Below are 16,331 nucleotides of genomic sequence, written 5' to 3'. Positions count from 1 at the left end.
TCACGCAAATCCTGATAAATTGGGTAATTTTGCGCAAATGATCGTGAGTCTGGCGATTCCGTCAAGCGATTTCTTGGTTAGCAAACATATAACGCACCAGATTCGACAGAGAAATTACGTGGAATTCCGGAATCTTAGCGCAGTTGTCAGCTGACAATGGCAACGAACATAGGACGGCTTCAATATAGGTGCCGCAATTCGATGTGTCGATAAGGGCGACGACTCGCCTTCGTCAGCATGTAAAGGCCGGTTCAGGCGAACCCTGTTCTCATTTATAGGCAGAGGGACGGTAAAGGCTCTCCGCTTCCAACCCGCGGGCCGGCTCGCTGCCTGAGGTCTTATCATTTGCGTCATGGGATTCAGAATCACGTCGTGACGGAGCAAGGCCGAGCATCTGTTCGAGGCGGCCTGCATTGAGCGGCGCGCTAATTCCCTTGAAGTTCATGATCCATCTTTCGTCTGCGCAAAACTTTCGTGAGGCCGCGAGATAAGCGCAATTTGAGCCTGACGAAAACCGTTCGTCAGCGTTATCACCATCTTTTCCAATGTGGCCGAGGTAGAGGGGAGGGCGCCGCACCGGCCGATTGCGAGCATCAGATTTGGTTCGTCTATCAAAGGTAAAATTGTAGCGAGCCTGCTAGGCGAATCGAGCCCCGGCGACTATGCTCAATCCAGTCACCGAGCGGCTTGATCGCGCTTAACAGAGTGACCCATCAACCAGCTACGCGTGAATGGGCCGCCTCTCTCTAGCGGAACTTACCCGGCATTTCATTTCCGTTTGCGGAATTCTTCTTTGTTTACCTTATGTTTACCATAAGGCGCCGAATCTGCGGCAGGCAGGGAATGCCTCACGATCGGGGCGCGCTGATCATATGGGGCATAAGCGGCTATCGCGCCTTCGCTTCCTCGCGATTGGTAAAATGCGCATTGCCCAAACCCGTGCCGATGGTCAGCACGGCCCATCTCGACACGTCGTTCATGAAGGGGATCTGCGACAATCCCTGCACGACGGCATCATTGTGCATCATCACGAATGTGCTGTGGTCGCCGATCTCGGGAATGGCCTTCATCAGCGCTGCGGGAAGGTTGAAGCTGTCGCTTTCCCAGTTCCCGCCTGGGAGGTTCTGCCCGCCGCGTTCGATCGAACCATCGGCTTTGATGATCCCGGGGCAGGCGATCCCGATAATGGGCGCGGGTTTCAGATCGGCCTTTTCGGCCTTATCAATCAGGTCGCGCAGCATCGCCGCCAGCCTCTCTATTGTCGCGCTGCGGCTCGGCTCGTCATCGGCATGGCGCCAGATCTCCGATTCCCAGACTCGCGCATCGGCAAAATGCGGCATCCTTTCCTTTCCAAATTCAACTATGCCGACGCGGACGTTTGTGCCGCCGATATCGACCGCCAGGATCGCCTTGTAGCCTTTGAACATCCAGGGCGGCATCAGGTGCACGGAGCCGATCAGCCCCGCCTCGTCGGGATGATGGCCGATCGGCAGAACCTCGATATTGACGCCGGCGGCTTTGAGAAGAACCATGGTTCTCGCGATCGCCAATTCGCCAAAACGGCTCTGCCTAAAACCGCCACCAACGACGATGCGCTCCGTCTTGGACCAGCGCTCGTCCTTGAGGAATTTTCGGATCACCTCGGCAAAGTCCTGGGAGAAATCCTCCACCGCGCCCATCACAAGCGCAGCAGCCTCCATATCGTCCCCTTTCAGGAGAGCCTCGATTTTCTTCTTGGAAAGCTTCGCCGTCGCTACCTTGCCGATCGGGTCGTCCCCGAACTTGCGGACGCGTTTTCTCCAATCGTCGAGCTTCTGCTGGAAGGTCTTCTTGTTGGCGTTGTCGCCGACGAAACCGTTCTTGTCACGCAGTTCATTATTGTAGTCGTCGATGGTCACCAGCGGCAAAATCGTGGCGCCATGCGCCAACGGAGCATTGACCTCATCGCGGTGCTTGGAACTGCTCTTGGCCATCGATGTACCTTCTGCGGCATGAGTGCTCGAATGGGCGGCCAGATAAAACGCGGACTTGCCTGCGGATGTTCCGGCGACCGGCACCATCTTGCCCTCGTCGCCTGGCGACCTAGCTTCATGATTGCCGAGTTTGGAGAATGCCGTGCAAGACGACGACGCCACCCAGGAAATGCTTTCATTGGTTCTGGACGAGCCGGACCGCTGGGCGATGTTTCTCGATATCGACGGGACGCTGCTCAATCTTGCACCCACGCCGGATGCAATCGAGGTTCCGGAGGCGCTGCCCGGACAGCTTCATCGCCTGTCGAACAAGCTCGGAGGCGCCCTGGCGCTGGTCACCGGACGGTCGCTTGCCTATGCCGACGCGCTGTTCAAGCCTTTTGCATTTCCGACGGCAGGCCTTCACGGCGCGGAGATCCGGAGTGCGGCCGGAATGCATACGCTCGAGGCGACGCCTGAGTTTCAGGCGTTGAAACATGCGCTGACGGCCGAGGCCGAGCACTATCCTGGAGTCCTGATCGAAGACAAGGGTGCTGCCGTTGCCGCCCATTACCGGCTTGCGCCCGAATATGAAAAGGTTCTCGAAGACCGCATGCATCACTACGCGAAGGTCGCCGGACCGAACTGGGCGTTGCAGCTCGGCAAGATGGTGTTCGAGCTGCGCCCGGCACGGTCGAGCAAGGGCGATGCGCTGGAGCGGTTCTTCCAGTCCGACCCTTTCAGGAACCGTTGTCCCATCACCATTGGCGACGACTTGACCGACGAATCGATGTTTGCCATCGCCAATGCTCGCGGCGGCGTTTCCATACGCGTCGGCGCTATCGGCGCCCCGAGCTGCGCCACGAGCAGGCTGTCTTCGGCTGCCCTGGTCAGAAACGTCATTGCCGCACTGGCCGCCTGAGGTGCCGCCGCAGAGCACCGACATCTGAAGAGGATGTACCCGCCTGCCACCATCACAGAAAGGAAATGGCCATGATCTTCGACAGATTCCGCCTCAACGGACAGGTGGCGCTGGTGACGGGTGGTACACGCGGCATCGGGCTTGCCATTGCAGAGGCGCTCGGCGAGGCAGGCGCCAAGATCGTCATCACGGGACGAACGCGTAGTAGCGCGGCGGAGGAGCGGCTCTCCAAGGCCGGCGTCGATTGCGATTTCATTGCGGCCGACCTGAAGCAGGAAAACGCGGCCAACGAGATCGTCACCGAAACCCTTTCGCGGACTGGCCGTATCGACATTCTCGTCAATAATGCCGGCATCGCCATTCATGGCGACAGCGGCGAATTTTCCGACGCCATCTGGCGCGAGATCATGACCGTTAATGTCGACGCGGTCTTCCGTGCCTGCCGGGCGGCCCTTGCGCCCATGCGGCGTCAGGGCGGCGGTGTCATCCTGAATATCGGCTCCATGTCGGGTCTCGTCTCCAACATCCCGCAGAACCAGGTCGCCTATAACACGTCCAAGGCGGCAGTTCACATGATGACGAAGAGTCTGGCAAGCGAGGTTGCCGCCGAGAATATCCGGGTCAACGCCATCGCGCCGGGCTATATCGAGACCGACCTGTCGCGCGGCGGCATTGAAAATCCCGGCTGGTTTCCGACCTGGCGCAGCATGACCCCGATGGGGCGGGTCGGGCAACCAGAGGAGGTGGCAGGCGCTGCTCTGTTTCTCTGCTCAGCGGCGGCAAGCTATGTCACCGGCGAAGTCCTCGTCATCGATGGTGGCTATACCACACGATAATGGACGAACATCGGCTTGGGGAGGGCCGCGACCGCTTTGGTCGGCTAAGCACATTCGCTCATGCGCAGCCCATGATCACACCATACAATCGAGCATCCATTGAACACCAAAGCGATCGGTGAATTTGCCGTAATAGCTTCCCCATGGCTGCAAGGCGAGGGGCGTCGTTATCTTGCCGCCTTTGGCCAGCCGAGCGAAAAGCCTGTCGGTACCGTCGCGGTCATCCATGATCAACATATGGGCGGAGCCGCGCATCGGCTCGGCATCGTGATTGTCCGAGGCGAAGAACAGAATACCAGGTCCTTCGAAGCGGGCATGCATCACCTTGCCCCGCATGGTTTCGCTGGCAATAGGCATTCCGTCTGCGCCGTGCCGCTTCAATTGCGTGACACGCCCAAGCCCGCATTCGGCATAGAAGGCAAGCGCCTCGTCGCAGCCCGTGGAAAAGAACAGATAGTTGGCAAGCTGCATGGCTTGGCTCCGTCGTGGCGCCGGACCGCGACTCACCGCTGTCGCCGGCCCGGTCTTGCATCAGGTTGAGATTTCCGCGCGTGCGCGCCGATCGTTACGAGGCGGCAGCCGCAGCCTGGATGGCGCCGACAAGCTCGGCGTTGTCGTAGCTGCGGCCGGCGATACCCCACGCGCCCTCGGGCGCATAGACGATGTTGGACCATATGTGCTCGCGCTTCAGCCGGCCCTCCGCGGCCTGTTCGACGACATCGGTCGCTTTCTGGAAGAAGGCCTGTTTTGCTTCAGCGCTCGCCAGCGCAATCTCGGGCAGCTTGAGTTCGATGAACGCCGCGGCGACTGGCGCTCCCCCCGCAAGCACATGCTCGCGTGGCAGCACGTTGATGGTGCCGATGATATTGGCGGTCATGAAAGCATTGCCGGTCAAATCGGCAACATCCAGCAACGCGTCCGTCAGGCCGGCAAATGCTTGTGCCTGCGCTTGCTGAGAAAGCAGACCTTCCGGCAGCGTGAGTGTGATGGGCATCGCGTGTCTCCTTGTTTGGACCGTGACCATTTCTGATATATAGTGATCACTCTTTATGCATACACATCGATCACTCTCTTATCAAGAGATAAAGAGCGATCACTCCGTATGAGGTATCCATGCGCTACAGTGCCGAACACAAGCAAGAGACCCGAACGCGAGTCATCGCGGCGGCAGGACAGGTTTTCCGAAAGGAAGGTTATGGCGGCGCCGGTATTGACGCATTGACCAAGGCCGCGGGCGTGACCAACGGCGCCTTCTACGGACATTTCAAGTCGAAGGGCGAAGCCTTTCGTACTGCCGTTCTGACGGGCCTGGAAGAGCTGCGGCGGGGAATTGCGGAACTGAAAGCCAATCAACCGAAGGACTGGCTGGCGACATTCGTCGGCTATTATCTCGGCTACAAAAGAACCTGCGAATTGGGTGAGAGCTGCGCTCTGCCGAGCCTTTCTCCCGACGTGATGCGCGCGGACGATGAAACGCGAAGCGCCTATACGGCCGAGATCAAACGCCTCGTCGAGGACGTCGCGGCCGGGCTGCCGGAGCAGAAAACGCAAGGCCAATCCGAAAGGCGCCGGGGTGATCAAGCAATTCTGCTACTCGCCATGCTGAGCGGTGGCGTTACGCTTGCGCGCGCCGTTTCCGACCCGGCGCTGTCCGAACGCATTGCAGATGTCGTCACGCAGGCTGCTTTGACGGCGATGGAGCCTGGAAATTGATCTACTGGCCTTCACGACGCGGTCGTTGCTCAGGACGGCGTGCCGCAAGCGCTCTGATAGTCGGCAAGGACGCGATCGACCGCTGAAATCAGGATATTTTCGGGATCGCCGGCTTCGGCTGCCGAAAGCTGAGGCAGGAACTGGTGAAGCAGCGTTTCCGCGATAGCCTTGCCTCGCAATGCATCGAGCAGCTTCTCGAAGGCCCGATTGGCTTCGGGCCTGTTCCAGTAATAGCGGATGCGGTCGCTGTAGCTATAGTGGCGCTGCAGGCGCAGGGCGGTGGCGTCGCCATGATAATGCGCCTGCCAGTCGCCGGGTGCTGACAACATCGCCGCCTCCATTGCGGCGGCCAGCGGCCTGTCGCCGTAACCAGCAACCATCTCGGAGGCGATCATATCGAGCGCATAAGACGCCTCGCGCAGCGCAAAGGTCAGGCCCGGGCCGACCTTCAGGATCGGAAAACCATCCTTCACCAGCCTCGTCAGGGCAGGGCGTGTCTGATAGTCGGTGGAATGGGCCTCGAAGACGAATTGCGGTTCTTCGTCGAGGAGCGCGGTCAATTCAGTCGCAAGCTCGGGCCTGTAACCGATGACGTTCTCGCTGCCGAATTCGACACCCGGCTGGACGACGAAAGCGATGACGCGGGAAAAAGCGTCCTCCAATCCTGCGCGCGAGAAGATTTCGCGATGAATGGCGATCGTTGCGCGCGCGGCGTCCGGGGCGGTCGGCCGGAGTTCTTCGAGCGCACGGTCGGCGCCGCCCGGCACCGGAACCTCCGTGCCGAGAATATAGAGCGGCAGCGGTGCGCCGATCGCCTTCGCGGTCCTTTCGCTCACCTGCGCCAGCCTTGCGGCACGCTCGGCGATCGTCGCGTCATCGAGCGCGGCCGGCTCGCCGGCACAGCCCATCGAGGCGTCGAGATGGATCTTGCCGAACCCCGCTTTGACATAGGCCTCAACCATGACCTCGGCCTTTTCGAGCGCTGCCTCCGGCGCTTGCCCGCGCCATGGATTGGGGCCGAGATGATCGCCGCCGAAGATCATCCGGGAGCGATCGAGCCCTTCCTCGACTGCAATGCCCTCGGTTGAGCGAATGAAGTCTTCGGGCCTCATGCCGGTATAGCCGCCGAGATGGTTGACCTGGTTGCAGGTGGCCTCGATCAGAACCGGTCCGCCCTCCTGCACCGCCCGCCGGATAGCAGCCCTGAGAACGAGGGGATGAGCGGAGCAGACGGAGGTAATGCCGAAGGGCCTGCCTTCGCGCCGCGCGGCGGCAAGACGGGTCAGTATCCGGTCCATTGACTATCTCCTCGGGGTCTCAGTGATCAAGGCCGCCAGCTCGGCGAAGGTGGAGACGCCTTCCATCGGCCCGAGCCGGGTCACATTGCGGGCGCCGGCCGCATTGGCGTGGAGCAGGGCGGCCTCCGGGGTCATGCCCTTGCGGCGGCAGGTGAGATAGGCCGCGCCGAAGCAGTCCCCCGCACCGGTCGGATCGATCTCCTCGACCGCGAAGGCGGCGCAATCGATGCGCGCGAGATCCCGCCCGAAGAAGGATGCGCCCTGTTCGCCCCGCTTCACAACGATTTCGCCGATGCCGCCCTCCAGCAGTCGCGCGACGGCGGTGGCTTCATCGGTCACCCCGGCCGCCGTGAAAAGCTCCTCGCCGGAGGGCAGCAACAGATCCGCCATGGTGAGCACCCGATCGAAGCTTTCCAGAGCACCGTCATCCGTCACCAATTCCTTACGGAGGTTGGGGTCGAGGGATACCGACCCACCGCGAGCGCGCACCGTCTCGATGGCGTAAAGGATCACCTCTTGGGCACCGGGAATGGAAAGAGCCGTTCCCATGACATGCACATGTCCGGCGCGCTGAACGAGAGTCTGGGCGGCAGGCGTCAGAGCAATCTGGCCGGCGGCGGACTTGGCAATGTTGAAGACGAAGTCCCGCGCGCCGTCCGGCTTGTAGCGAACGAAGGCGCTGCCGGTCGGCCAATCCTCGCTGACTTCGATGGCGGAGACGTCGACGCCGTGCTGGCGCAGGCGATCGACATTCAGCCGGCCGAAATCGTCATCGCCGACACTGGCGATGATACCCGCCGCGCCACCCATCCGCGCCACCTGATCGATGAAGATGGCCGGCGCGCCGCTCGGATAGGGCCCGGTCAGGGACTGCGGCTCGAGGAAACCTGCGCCGACCGTGGTTGCCATGATCTCCACGAGGATTTCGCCGACTGTTATGGTCGGGCCGAGCGCTTCCGGCGCAAGTGTCCTCAGAGGTAACGGCATCTGCAATCTCCTTTATGCGGGAAGCGGTGGCGCTCACCAGCCCGCCCGCTTCGCCAAAAGCCTTGGTTCGCCCGTAACTTGCCTGCGACGGTCAGTCAAGAATAATTTGACGCGCGATAATTTTATATTGCGATGCAAACGCCAAAATTCGATACACACTGCACTGCAAAACTCGCCATTCAGCCCACGCCGCCGTGAAATACGTCAGGTCACGGACTGAATGATCCATCAAAACCTCCTTGACAAGCTCATCGATGATGACGGATAAAAGTTTACGCATGTAATTTTATGCGTGAACATCCGTAAAGGAGGAGCGGAGACCATGAGCAAGATCATTTGCATTCTGTCGGCGTCCGTCGCCTGCCTCGCGCTGGGCGCCGTAATGGCGGGCGCGGAGGAGCTGACGATCGCCACCGTCAATAATGGCGATATGATCATCATGCAGAAATTGTCGCCGGAATGGGAAAAGGAGACCGGCAACAAGGTGAACTGGGTTGTGCTGGAAGAAAACGTCCTGCGCCAGAAAGTCACCACCGACATCGCGACGAAGAGCGGCCAATACGACATCATCACCGTCGGCGGCTATGAAGCGCCGATCTGGGGCAAGCAGGGCTGGCTGGCCCCCGTCGGCGATCTCGGCGCCGATTATGACTATGACGACCTGCTCGCCCCGATCAAGACCGGCCTGACTGTTGACGGCAAGCTCTATGCGGTGCCCTTCTATACCGAAAGCTCGTTCACGCTCTACCGCAAGGATCTCTTCGATGCGGCGGGCATCAAGATGCCCGACGAACCGACCTACGACCAGATCAAGCAATATGCTGCCAAGCTGACCGACAAGTCGAAGGAACAATATGGTCTATGCCTGCGCGGCAAACCGGGCTGGGGCGAGAACATGGCGTTCCTCGGAACCATGATCAACGCCTATGGCGGACGCTGGTTCGACATGGACTGGAAGCCTCAGATCAATTCCGAGCCCTGGAAGAAGGCGATTACCGACTATGTCGAGCTGATGACCAAATACGGTCCGCCCGGCGTGACTGCCAACGGCTTCAACGAAAACCAGGCGCTGTTTTCGACCGGCCACTGCGCGATGTGGATCGATGCGACCTCGGCCGCCGGCCGGGTCTATGACCCGAAGCAGAGCAAGGTTGCCGACAAGATCGCCTTCACCCGCGCTCCCATCGCCGTCACGGCAAACGGATCGAGCTGGTCCTGGTCCTGGAACCTGGCAATACCGGCCACGTCGAAAAGCTCGACGCCGCCAAGTCCTTCCTGAAATGGGCCACGTCAAAAGACTACGTCAAGAAGGTCGGCGAGACTGAGGGCTGGGTGGCCGTGCCGCCCGGCACGCGCAAGTCGACCTATGCTCTGCCGGAATATCAGAAGGCCGCTCCATTTGCCGATACCGTGCTGAAGGCGATCCTTTCGGCCGACCCGTCAAAACCGACCAAGGACCCCGTTCCCTATACCGGCGTCCAATTCGTCGCCATTCCTGAGTTCCAGGGTATCGGCACGCTCGTCGGCCAGCAGATCGCCGCCGCCTTATCAGGCCAGCAAACGGTCGCTGCGGCTCTCGACAGCGCCCAAAAGCAGGTCGAGCGCGACATGAAGCGCGCAGGTTATCCGAAGTAGGGCACCTCTCCTCGCGGTTTTCCGCGAGTTCCTCCCAGGAAGGTTCCGGCAGTGAAGCTGCCGGAACCTTCTGGTCTGGGCGACCGCCATTCTTTATCATTTCCGGCTCCTTGCCGGCTGAATTGGAGAACGACATGAGATTGAAAGACAAAGTCGCCCTGATCACCGGCGGCGCGCGCGGTATCGGCCTCGGCTTTGCCGAAGCCTTCGCCAGGGAAGGCGCGCAGGTCGTCATTGCCGATATCGACATCGATCGGGCGATGAAGTCGGTTGCCGCAATCGGCCCCGCCGCAAAGGCGATGAAGCTCGATGTCACCGATCTCTCGGCCATCGATACTCTGGTAGCGGCGGTTGACCAAGAGTTCGGCGGCATCGACATCCTTATCAACAATGCCGCCATCTTCGACATGGCGCCTGTCAACGAGATCACCGAGGAAAGTTACGACCGCATCTTCTCCATCAACCTGAAAGGGCCGCTCTTCATGATGAAGGCCGTCTCCAAAGTGATGATCAAGCGGAGCAGGGGCGGCAAGATCATCAATATGGCAAGCCAGGCGGGCCGTCGCGGCGAGGCACTTGTGCTGCTCTACTGCGCCTCCAAAGCGGCCATCATCTCGGCGACGCAATCGGCGGCGCTCGCCCTCGTCAAGTACGGCATCAACGTCAACGCGATCGCGCCCGGCGTTGTCGACGGCGAGCATTGGGATGTTGTGGACGCCCATTTTGCCAAATGGGAAGGGCTGAAGCCTGGCGAGAAGAAGGCGGCAGTCGCCAAATCCGTTCCGATCGGCCGTTTCGCGACGCCTGACGACATCAAGGGCCTTGCCGTCTTCCTCGCATCCGCCGACAGCGACTATATTCTTGCCCAGACCTATAATGTCGACGGCGGCAACTGGATGAGCTGATCGCGGCCGCAACATGAAGCCAGGAGCTCGGGAGATGGAAGCCATCTGCTATACCGAAAAAGGCGTCGCGGTGACCAAAGCGCTGCCCGTGCCCGAACTCAGGCCCGGCCATGCGCTGGTGCGCGTGCGCGCGGCCGGCCTTTGCCATACCGATATCGACGTCCTGCACGGCCGTTACGGCGAGGGCCGCTTCCCGCTGGTGCCCTGCCATGAATATGCCGGCGTGATCGAGGCGGTCGCCGGCGACGTCTCCAGCCTTGCCATCGGCGCCAGGGTCGTCGTCGATCCCAATCTTCCCTGCGGAGAATGCCGGGCCTGCCGCAAGGGGCTGACCAATCTTTGCCGCGATCTGAAGGCCTACGGCGTAACGGAAAATGGCGGTTTCGCCGAATACAGTCTCGTCAGGACCTGTCATCTCTATGAGATCGGCGATCTCGACTTCAACCTCGCCGCACTCGCCGAGCCGCTCGCCTGCGTCTTGAATGGCCTTAGCAGCGCCGGATTGCGGACAGGTCCGACGGGAACGGAAAACGCACTGGTCTTCGGCGCCGGGCCGATCGGGCTGCTGCTCGCGCTTTCCCTGAAAGCCGAAGGGGTCTCGTCGGTGACGGTCGCCGACATCAATGAGGGGCGTCTTGCCTTCGCCGAAAAGCTGGGGCTTGAGACGGCCGTCTCGGGATCGGCGGCGCTTGCGGATCGTCGCCGGGCTTTCGATTTCGTCGCCGATGCAACCGGCATCGCCCGCGTCGTCGAAGGCATGATCGACTTCGTCAACGACGGCGGCACGGTTCTCGCCTTCGGCGTCTGCGCCCCCGATCAGCGCATTTCCATCGCGCCCTTCGAGATCTTCCGGCGCCAGATCCGTTTTGCCGGCTCTCATTCGCTAAACCGCAACATTCCCGAGGCACTGGCCATCCTCGAACGGGACGAAGGCGCGATGGCGCAACTGGTTTCGCATCGCCTGCCGCTCGACGAGGTGCTTCCCTTCATCACCAAGAAGTCCGCCGATCCGGCAACGATGAAAGTGCAGTTCTCCGTCGACTAGATCGATCCTCATCGTCATCGACGCCGAACGACAGAGCGCTTTTCGTTGGGCAATGAGTCATCTAGAAAGCCGTCAGAGACGCCGTGTCAGGAGATCAGATGGTGGGCAAGACGATCAAAACCATGGAGGACTTTTCGGAGTTCGTCGGCCTGTCGCGTCCCACGGTATCGAAATATTTCAGCGATCCGATGTCGGTGCGCCAGAAGACGCGGGAGGCGATCGAGCAGGCCCTGAAGAAGTCAGGATTCCGACCGAACATATTCGCCGTCAATCTCAACCGCCGGCGCAGCAATATTCTCGGCGTCATCATTCCCAATTCCACCGACCCCTTCTACATGGCGCTTACCCGCCGCATCGAAATGATCGCCAACGAGACAGGCTTCCTCGCCTTCGTGCTGTCGTCGGACGGCAAGGCGGAAATGGAAGACCGGGCGATCAAGACCTTGAAATCGATGAATGTCGCCGGCGCGATCATCGCGCCGCTCGGCGTGGAATCCCACCACGCCACGCTCGATGAGCTTGGCCGCAGCGTACCGCTCATCTATGTGGACTCGCCGCTCGACGATACATCCTCCTTCGTCGGCACCAACAATCGCCAGAGCTTCAACCTGATCGTCGACTATCTCTGCCGTTCGGGCGAACCGCCCTGCTATTTCGGCATGCCGCATGTCAACACCAACGCCTTGACGCGCCAGACGGCCTATCTCGAGGCGATGGAGCAGTTCCGGGTGGTGCCCGAGATTGTCGAGCTTACAGATAGCAAGAGCTGGGATTTCGAGCGCTTCGGCTTCGAGGAAGCGACCCGTATCCTGACGTCGGGGCAGGGCTTCCCGACGCGCACCGTGCTCTGCGCCAATGATCGCGTCGCCTTCGGCGTCATTGCAGCCGCCTATCAGCAGGGCCTGAAGGTCGGCCACGGCGCCAATTATGATCTGCGTGTCGCCGGACATGACGACCATCCTCTCTCCCGCTATGCCTGCCCCCCGATCACGACGGTTGCGCAGAACTATAACGAGATCGGCCGGCTGGCGATCGAGCTGCTGCTCGACAGGCTCGGCGAGAGCGAGGGGCCTGCCGCGCCGGCAGGCCGCATCCTTCTCAATGCCGAACTGATGCTGCGGACCTCCGCCTGATATGGCGCCTCAGGCGCGGGGCAGGCCCGTCGGCCTCAGATGTTTCCTCAGCGCTGCGATCCTGAAGATGGCGTTTGCTGCGCCATAACCCCGATAACCGCGCCGCTCGACGACCTCGAAGAACAGTCCCTCGCCATAGGTTGGGCTATAGAGCTGGAGATACTCGCCGGAATCGTCGCGATCATAGAGGATATTGTTGGCCTTGAGGCGATCGGCAAATTCGGCGTCGAGGCCGAAGCGGGCTTCGAGATCGTCATAATAGTTTGGCGAAATCGCAAGCGAGACGAAGCCGTTTGCGGCAAGGGCCGCGGCGGTCGCGAATATGTCGTCGGTCCTGAAGGCGAGATGCTGGATGCCGGAGCCGAAGGTTTCGGCGATGAAGCGGCCGGCCAGCGTGTTGCGATTTTCCGCGCCGTTCAAGGTGATGCGCAGAGATCCTTCTCGATTTTCCACGACCTGGCTGCGGACGATGCCGGAGGGATCGACGATATCGACCATCGGCGTCTTCTCAGCTTCGACGAGCGAGGTGTAAAACAGGAGCCAGGTCAGCAGCTCCTCGTATTTCATCGTCTGCGCCATATGGTCGATCGATTGCAGCCCAGCCGGCTGCGGAGCGGCATCGTCCTCGATCGCATCGAATTCGATCTCCCAGATGCGGCCAAGATCGGTCTTGCGGTCGAGGAAATAAAGGACGCCGCCGCCGACGCCGCGCACCGCCGGCATTTCGATCTCGCCGGCGTCGAGCGATTGCGCGAACCGTTCGGCGCCGAGCGCCGTCGCGCGCTGCAGGGCTGCCTCGGCATCGTCGACCATCAGCCCGGCGGCATAGGCCGAAGTGCCATGGACGGCGTAAGAGGCACTGGCAAAGCCTTTCTGCTCCGTGTTGACGACGAGATTGATGGCGCCCTGGCGGAAGACCGTGACGCGCTTGGTCTTGTGCTTGGCAGCCTTGCGAAAACCGAGGCTTGCAAACAGGGCCTCGAGTTCCGGCGCCTCGTCTTCATCGGCGGTGAACTCGATGAAGGCTATGCCCTCGACGGCAGCGCGCGGCGGCATGGCGGGCACCGGCAGCGCGCTCTCCGGCTGCTGCCGCTTCACCTGGTCTCCGAGATAGATCAGCGAGCGTCGACCGTCGACGGCAATCGCGTTTGGCGAACCGCCGCGGAACTGGTCGTTGAAGATCTCCAGCGAAAGATAGCCGTCATAGCCGGTTGCGGCCACAGCCTTCATGAAGTCGAGCACCGGCAGGTCGCCTTCACCAGGCATGTTGCGGAAGTGCCGGCTCCAGTAGAGCAGGTCCATGTCGATCAACGGCGCATCAGCAAGCTGGATGATGAAGATTTTCTCCTTCGGGATAGACCGGATCGAATTGACGTCGATCTTGCGCGACAGCGTATGAAAGCTGTCGAGGATCAGGCCGATATTGGGATGATCGGCTCGCCGGACAATCTCCCAGGCGTCGCGATGGTCGTGAATGTGGCGGCCCCAGGCGAGCGCCTCATAACCGACGCGCAGCCCGCGTTTGGCGGCGCGCTCGCCGAGTTCATGAAAATCCGCTGCCGCGCGGTCAAGGCCACCGAGGGCAGCCGGCGAAACATTCGAGCAGACGAGCACGAGATCCGTGCCCATCTCCTGCATGAGATCAAATTTGCGCTCTGCCCGATCGAAAGTGCGTCCGCGCAGCGGCTCGGGCATACCTTCGAAATCGCGAAACGGCTGAAAGAGCGTGATCTCCATGCCGAGATCGCGCACCATCCGGCCGACCTCCTTCGGGCTCTCGTCGAAGATCAGGAAATCGTTCTCGAAAATCTCCACCCCGTCGAAACCGGCCTTGGCGATCGCCTCCAGCTTGTCGCGCAGATCGCCGCTCAGCGAAACGGTCGCAATCGATGTCTTCATCGAAGTGGTCCTTGCAATAGCGTTAAGTCGTCATGGTCTTGAAGTGAGCAAGCATGCGGCCCGCATCAGGTTCCCTACCGGTGATCAGGCGAAAGGCGCCGACCGCCTGGAACACCGCCATGCCGCCGCCATCAAGCGTCCGGCAGCCGCGCTGCCTTGCCTGCCGCAATAGCTCGGTCTCCAAGGGGAAGTAGACGATCTCGGCGACCCAATGCCGCTCTTGCAGAAGGTCGGGCGGAAGCGGCGTGCCGGGATATTTGGCCATGCCGGTCGGCGTCGCGTGGATCAGCCCGGACGCCGTCTTCATTGCGGCTTCAAGGTCACTGCCGGCGGTGATCGACGCATCGGGAACGAGCGCGGACATCGTTTCTGCCAGATCGACAGCGCGCTGATGCTCGCGATCGAAGACCGTCAGGCTCTTCAGGCCGAGCGTCAGGATCGCATAGGCGGTCGCGACACCCGCTCCGCCGGCTCCGAGTTGCACGGCCGAGGAAAGATCGGCTTGCGGCAGCCCGCGCCGGAAACTCTCGGCAAAACCCCACCAGTCGGTATTGTGGCCGAAGCGCCTGTTATCCTTCAGCACCACGGTATTGACGGCGCCGAGCGCCCGGGCTTCGGGTGATAGATCGTCCAGCAACGGGATGACGATCTGCTTGCAGGGATGGGTGATGTTGAGGCCCGCAAGGCCGCGTTTTTCTGCATCTTCGAGAAGTGCCGGAAGATCGGCCGGCGATGTCTCCAGCTTGGCGAGATCGATCAGTTCGTAGACGTAGTCCAGCCCCTGCGCGGTACCCTCTTTCATATGCATGGCAGGCGTCAGCGAGGCTTGGATGCCGGAGCCGATCAGCCCCGCCTTCAACGGTTTCAGGAGTGTCTCGGCCATGCGCCAATTCCCATTTCTCTCGTGATGGAAAGGCCCGCAGGGTCACCGCGGGCCCCGATCCGCTTACTTGCCGCGAACCGCGTCGAGTTCCTTGAAGAGCTGCGTGACCGTATCGGCGCCGATCTGCGCCGCAAACTTGTCGATCAGCGGCTTGACGGCGTCGCGCAGCTTCTGTGTTTCTTCCGGGCTGAGTTCGGCCACTTCCATGCCGGTCTTCTTGATTTCCCCCATCGCCTTGGCGTCCTGCTCCCTGGAAACCTTGCGCTGATAGTCGCGGGCTTCCGTCGCGGCGGACTGGAAGATCGCTTTCTCTTCATCGTTCAATCCGTCCCAGAACTTCTTGCTGATAAGCACGATCTGCGGATTGTACTGGTGACGGGTGACCGTCATGTACTTCTGCACTTCGTAGAACTTGGCGTTGACGATGTTGGCGGCCGGGTTCTCCTGGCCGTCGACGGTGCCGGTCTCAAGCGCCGTATAGAGTTCCGTATAGGGCAGGGGCACCGCATTGGCACCGAGACTGTTGAAGAGCTCGATCGGGATCGGCGACTGGATCGTGCGGATCTTCAGGCCCTTGATATCCTCGAGCTTGGTGACGGCATGGCGGTTGTTTGTGAGGTTGCGGAAGCCGAGTTCCCAATAGGCGAGACCGACGAGCCCGGTGTCGGGCAGCAGCTTCATCAGGCCAGTGCCGAAGGCGCCGTCCATGATCTTGTCGGCTTCTTCGCCGCTATTAAAGAGGAACGGCAGGTCGACGGCGCCGAACTGTTTGATGTTGCTCGAGAGAATGCCGGCGTTGAGCACCGTCATCTCGATGACGCCGCCCTGCAGGGCCGATACCGTCTGGACATCGCCGCCGAGCACGCCGCCCGGAAACAGCTTGACCTCGATCTTGCCGCCGCTCTTTTCCTTCACCAGCTCGGCGAACTTTTCCATGCCCATGACCTGTGGATGGCCCTTGTTGTTGGCGGCGGCGAATTTGAGGCTGTGTTCACGGATTTCGGCCATTGCTGGGCTCGCCAAGAGCGCAATGGGCGGCGCCAGTCCCAGCGCCAGCTTCGTCAATCTATTCAGCATGTTTTCCTCCCAGGATAAGACCGGCATCTCCCTCCGGCCGCGTTGA

General features: G+C 61.0%; 16 protein-coding genes and 1 pseudogene. 7 read left to right on the top strand and 10 right to left on the bottom strand.

The features are described 5' to 3' along the window. Positions 1–268: 268 nt before the first annotated feature. Together NE852_RS28105 and NE852_RS28100 are read right to left on the bottom strand one after the other, a co-directional pair. Positions 269–445 (bottom strand): hypothetical protein, encoded by a 177-nt coding sequence (locus NE852_RS28105; RefSeq protein WP_164841433.1) that lies wholly within the window; start codon positions 443–445, stop codon positions 269–271. Positions 446–887: 442 nt separating this feature from the next. Continuing rightward, on the bottom strand, positions 888–1,973 hold the full coding sequence (locus tag NE852_RS28100; protein ID WP_008530132.1) for an ROK family protein: 1,086 nt from the start codon (positions 1,971–1,973) through the stop codon (positions 888–890). Between the two features lie 121 nt (positions 1,974–2,094). Between NE852_RS28100 and otsB the strand changes: the two genes are divergently transcribed. Both otsB and NE852_RS28090 read left to right on the top strand, forming a co-directional pair. Beyond that, positions 2,095–2,874 (top strand): trehalose-phosphatase, encoded by a 780-nt coding sequence (otsB, locus tag NE852_RS28095; protein ID WP_258156905.1) that lies wholly within the window; start codon positions 2,095–2,097, stop codon positions 2,872–2,874. Positions 2,875–2,945: 71 nt separating this feature from the next. Further along, complete coding sequence (locus tag NE852_RS28090) at positions 2,946–3,710, top strand: SDR family NAD(P)-dependent oxidoreductase (RefSeq protein WP_008530128.1); 765 nt, start codon at positions 2,946–2,948, stop codon at positions 3,708–3,710. Between the two features lie 75 nt (positions 3,711–3,785). Here the strand turns inward: NE852_RS28090 and NE852_RS28085 are convergent, their stop codons facing one another. Together NE852_RS28085 and NE852_RS28080 are read right to left on the bottom strand one after the other, a co-directional pair. Then, on the bottom strand, positions 3,786–4,181 hold the full coding sequence (locus NE852_RS28085; protein WP_008530126.1) for a VOC family protein: 396 nt from the start codon (positions 4,179–4,181) through the stop codon (positions 3,786–3,788). Between the two features lie 94 nt (positions 4,182–4,275). Further along, complete coding sequence (locus NE852_RS28080; protein ID WP_008530125.1) at positions 4,276–4,704, bottom strand: hypothetical protein; 429 nt, start codon at positions 4,702–4,704, stop codon at positions 4,276–4,278. Positions 4,705–4,823: 119 nt separating this feature from the next. On the opposite strand from NE852_RS28080, the gene NE852_RS28075 reads away from it, so the two are divergent. Next, positions 4,824–5,423 (top strand): TetR/AcrR family transcriptional regulator, encoded by a 600-nt coding sequence (locus tag NE852_RS28075; protein WP_008530123.1) that lies wholly within the window; start codon positions 4,824–4,826, stop codon positions 5,421–5,423. 29 nt (positions 5,424–5,452) lie between these two features. Here the strand turns inward: NE852_RS28075 and NE852_RS28070 are convergent, their stop codons facing one another. From NE852_RS28070 to NE852_RS28060, 3 genes are all read right to left on the bottom strand, one after another. Then, positions 5,453–6,721, bottom strand: a complete 1,269-nt coding sequence (locus NE852_RS28070) for a D-tagatose-bisphosphate aldolase, class II, non-catalytic subunit (RefSeq protein ID WP_008530122.1) — start codon at positions 6,719–6,721, stop codon at positions 5,453–5,455. Positions 6,722–6,724: 3 nt separating this feature from the next. Next, positions 6,725–7,708 (bottom strand): sugar kinase, encoded by a 984-nt coding sequence (locus NE852_RS28065; RefSeq protein ID WP_008530121.1) that lies wholly within the window; start codon positions 7,706–7,708, stop codon positions 6,725–6,727. A 91-nt stretch (positions 7,709–7,799) separates the two neighbouring features. Further along, positions 7,800–7,937: a hypothetical protein gene (locus NE852_RS28060; RefSeq protein WP_164841431.1), complete on the bottom strand. Its 138-nt coding sequence runs from the start codon at positions 7,935–7,937 to the stop codon at positions 7,800–7,802. A 93-nt stretch (positions 7,938–8,030) separates the two neighbouring features. Here NE852_RS28060 and NE852_RS28055 point away from each other — a divergent pair. The 4 genes and pseudogenes from NE852_RS28055 (at position 8,031) to NE852_RS28040 (ending at position 12,426) form a co-directional block, all read left to right on the top strand. Continuing rightward, positions 8,031–9,343 (top strand): annotated as a pseudogene (locus NE852_RS28055) (ABC transporter substrate-binding protein). Between the two features lie 134 nt (positions 9,344–9,477). After that, positions 9,478–10,248, top strand: a complete 771-nt coding sequence (locus tag NE852_RS28050) for an L-iditol 2-dehydrogenase (RefSeq protein ID WP_258156904.1) — start codon at positions 9,478–9,480, stop codon at positions 10,246–10,248. A gap of 34 nt (positions 10,249–10,282) precedes the next feature. Next, a complete protein-coding gene (locus NE852_RS28045) occupies positions 10,283–11,293 on the top strand; it encodes a zinc-dependent alcohol dehydrogenase family protein (RefSeq protein ID WP_008530109.1) in 1,011 nt (336 codons plus the stop codon). 122 nt (positions 11,294–11,415) lie between these two features. Beyond that, positions 11,416–12,426, top strand: coding sequence for a LacI family DNA-binding transcriptional regulator (locus NE852_RS28040; protein ID WP_258156964.1), 1,011 nt, complete (start codon positions 11,416–11,418; stop codon positions 12,424–12,426). Between the two features lie 9 nt (positions 12,427–12,435). Here NE852_RS28040 and NE852_RS28035 read toward each other — a convergent pair whose 3' ends face one another. The 3 genes from NE852_RS28035 to NE852_RS28025 form a co-directional block, all read right to left on the bottom strand. Beyond that, complete coding sequence (locus NE852_RS28035) at positions 12,436–14,325, bottom strand: bifunctional sugar phosphate isomerase/epimerase/4-hydroxyphenylpyruvate dioxygenase family protein (protein ID WP_258156903.1); 1,890 nt, start codon at positions 14,323–14,325, stop codon at positions 12,436–12,438. A gap of 22 nt (positions 14,326–14,347) precedes the next feature. Continuing rightward, on the bottom strand, positions 14,348–15,208 hold the full coding sequence (locus tag NE852_RS28030) for a shikimate dehydrogenase (RefSeq protein WP_008530105.1): 861 nt from the start codon (positions 15,206–15,208) through the stop codon (positions 14,348–14,350). A gap of 63 nt (positions 15,209–15,271) precedes the next feature. After that, positions 15,272–16,285 (bottom strand): TRAP transporter substrate-binding protein, encoded by a 1,014-nt coding sequence (locus NE852_RS28025; protein ID WP_037172620.1) that lies wholly within the window; start codon positions 16,283–16,285, stop codon positions 15,272–15,274. Positions 16,286–16,331: the final 46 nt, after the last annotated feature.

Source organism: Rhizobium sp. Pop5 (genome assembly GCF_024721175.1).
Classification (GTDB): Bacteria; Pseudomonadota; Alphaproteobacteria; order Rhizobiales; family Rhizobiaceae; genus Rhizobium.
The sequence above is the reverse complement of the archived record's forward strand: the minus strand, read 5'-3'. Positions and strand labels throughout refer to the sequence as shown.

Coding starts and splice junctions, on each gene's coding strand:
- NE852_RS28105 (WP_164841433.1), bottom strand. CDS start 445: ATGAACTTCAAGGGAATTAGCGCGCCGCTCAATGCAGGCCGCCTCGAA.
- NE852_RS28100 (WP_008530132.1), bottom strand. CDS start 1,973: ATGGCCAAGAGCAGTTCCAAGCACCGCGATGAGGTCAATGCTCCGTTG.
- NE852_RS28090 (WP_008530128.1), top strand. CDS start 2,946: ATGATCTTCGACAGATTCCGCCTCAACGGACAGGTGGCGCTGGTGACG.
- NE852_RS28085 (WP_008530126.1), bottom strand. CDS start 4,181: ATGCAGCTTGCCAACTATCTGTTCTTTTCCACGGGCTGCGACGAGGCG.
- NE852_RS28080 (WP_008530125.1), bottom strand. CDS start 4,704: ATGCCCATCACACTCACGCTGCCGGAAGGTCTGCTTTCTCAGCAAGCG.
- NE852_RS28075 (WP_008530123.1), top strand. CDS start 4,824: ATGCGCTACAGTGCCGAACACAAGCAAGAGACCCGAACGCGAGTCATC.
- NE852_RS28070 (WP_008530122.1), bottom strand. CDS start 6,721: ATGGACCGGATACTGACCCGTCTTGCCGCCGCGCGGCGCGAAGGCAGG.
- NE852_RS28065 (WP_008530121.1), bottom strand. CDS start 7,708: ATGCCGTTACCTCTGAGGACACTTGCGCCGGAAGCGCTCGGCCCGACC.
- NE852_RS28060 (WP_164841431.1), bottom strand. CDS start 7,937: ATGGATCATTCAGTCCGTGACCTGACGTATTTCACGGCGGCGTGGGCT.
- NE852_RS28050 (WP_258156904.1), top strand. CDS start 9,478: ATGAGATTGAAAGACAAAGTCGCCCTGATCACCGGCGGCGCGCGCGGT.
- NE852_RS28045 (WP_008530109.1), top strand. CDS start 10,283: ATGGAAGCCATCTGCTATACCGAAAAAGGCGTCGCGGTGACCAAAGCG.
- NE852_RS28040 (WP_258156964.1), top strand. CDS start 11,416: ATGGAGGACTTTTCGGAGTTCGTCGGCCTGTCGCGTCCCACGGTATCG.
- NE852_RS28035 (WP_258156903.1), bottom strand. CDS start 14,325: ATGAAGACATCGATTGCGACCGTTTCGCTGAGCGGCGATCTGCGCGAC.
- NE852_RS28030 (WP_008530105.1), bottom strand. CDS start 15,208: ATGGCCGAGACACTCCTGAAACCGTTGAAGGCGGGGCTGATCGGCTCC.
- NE852_RS28025 (WP_037172620.1), bottom strand. CDS start 16,285: ATGCTGAATAGATTGACGAAGCTGGCGCTGGGACTGGCGCCGCCCATT.